This window comes from Streptomyces sp. NPDC001732 (assembly GCF_053596315.1).
In genome coordinates this window covers 1-1,659 of the sequence record NZ_JBSFFY010000193.1, presented here as the reverse complement: position 1 = coordinate 1,659, position 1,659 = coordinate 1, and the positions used below count along the sequence as shown (strand labels likewise).

Here is a 1,659-nt window from a genome sequence, read left to right as displayed (position 1 = left end):
GTTCCGTCTTCCGCCCCCGGGGGGGCCCCCCCCCCGCCCCGCCCGGGGGGGGGCCCGCGGGGGGGCGCCCCCCCCCCCCCCGGGGGGGGGGGGGGGCCCCGCGACTGTCAGCAGGGCACCACAGCGACCGGGCCGAGCGCGTGCGAGAGCGTGGTCTGGGCGACGGGGGAGAGGCCGAGCCCGAGCGATTCCCCGCCCTTGCGCCGCCCGACCACGGTCAGCGCCGCGGTCGCCGAGGCCGTGACCAGGGTGCGGGAGGCGGAGCCGCAGACCGGTTCCCGCACGACCTCGACCTGGGGGTACTTCTCCTGCCATCCGGCGGTGAGCTCCGCGAGGGTCCGGTCGGCGGAGTCCGCCGCCGCTGTCCGGTCGAAGACGGGTCCGCCGGACAACATCGAGGAGAACATCGTCCAGCCGTGCACGATCCGCAGCCGCGCGCCCGGCCGGGAGGCGGTGGTCCCGAAGGCGAACTCCAGCACCGCTTCGCTGCTCTCGTCGGCGGCCACGCCCGCGACGATGTCGGAGAACTCCTCCGTCGTTCCGCCCTCGGCCTCGTCCGACGCCCCGCCGTGAATGACGATGACGGGACACTTGGCCATCGAGGCGGTCGCGAGGCTGTTGGACCCGAGCATCAGGGACCGGAACCCGCCGAGCCCGCGCGAGCCGACGACCACCAGCGACGCGTCACGGCTGAGCGTGGTGAGGGCCGCCGAGGGGAAGTCCAGCGGTGAGAGCGTCGTCGGGTGCAGGGCCGGCTCGATCTCGGACACCCGTCGCACGGAACGTTCGAGGAGTTCCTCCGCCTCGCGCCGCAGTGTGTCCTGGGCGATGCGCCGATCGGGCGTCCTTGCGTGCACGACGACCAGTGCGAGCCCTCGCCGCACGGCTTCGTGGGCGGCCCAGTCGAGCGCTTCCCGGCTGTACGGGGAGCCGTCCACTGCGGCGATCACGGGACGGTCGGTGGCGGTCATGATTCCCTCCAGAATCCGGCGGTATCCCGTCCCAGGCTGGTACGTACGGCCGTCGTACGGCAGGGACTTTCGGCCCCTCTGTCCGGGAGATTCCGTGACGGACCACCACCCGCGCGGGGCCGTGGGGCGTCGCGGACACCTGCCGGGGCCGCTTCGTACGCTACGGCCCGCCGGGGCCCGGTGCCCGCCCGAGGGTCGACGACCGGCGCCACCGAGGAACTGCCCCGTCCCGTCGCGCCGGGCGGTGGGGGGCGAGGGCCGACGGACGCCGGGGCGCCACTGTCAGTGCCGGGTGCGATCCTGCCCCCATGGACGAGCTGATGCGGCAGCGGCGCGTGTACGGCGCCGACCACGACGATCCCGATCCGGGACCCCGGCCGGGCCACTCCTACCGGGAGCTGGTGGGCGGCCCTCTCGACGGGCTGCTCCTCGACGTGACCGGCTGGACGGACACGGCGCTGCGCGAGGGGGCGGCGCTGAACACGGAGATCGGGCGGTTCGGGCCGGGCGGCCGAGCGGAGTACGGCCCCCGGGACGGCGACCCCGCCCGGTGGGACTGGCGGGGCGACATACCTTGAGCCGAACGGCCCCTAAGCTTGTTCTTTATCTTCCGGCCTCGAATGGTGTCTCGAACTGAGTCGCTCACCTGGGGATTCGCCGGACGTGAGGGCGGCCTTCGTCTGATCAT

2 protein-coding genes are annotated in these 1,659 nt (G+C 74.2%); one reads left to right on the top strand and one right to left on the bottom strand.

Annotated features, from left to right (window positions below; genetic code table 11):
• Window positions 1-107: 107 nt before the first annotated feature.
• Complete coding sequence (locus ACWCXX_RS41300) at window positions 108-971, bottom strand: universal stress protein (RefSeq protein ID WP_451136459.1); 864 nt, start codon at window positions 969-971, stop codon at window positions 108-110.
• 308 nt (window positions 972-1,279) lie between these two features.
• Here ACWCXX_RS41300 and ACWCXX_RS41295 point away from each other — a divergent pair, with 308 nt between their 5' ends.
• The gene (locus ACWCXX_RS41295) at window positions 1,280-1,549 is read left to right on the top strand and encodes a hypothetical protein (protein WP_451136457.1); all 270 of its coding nucleotides are present in this window, start codon (window positions 1,280-1,282) and stop codon (window positions 1,547-1,549) included.
• Window positions 1,550-1,659 lie beyond the last annotated feature (110 nt).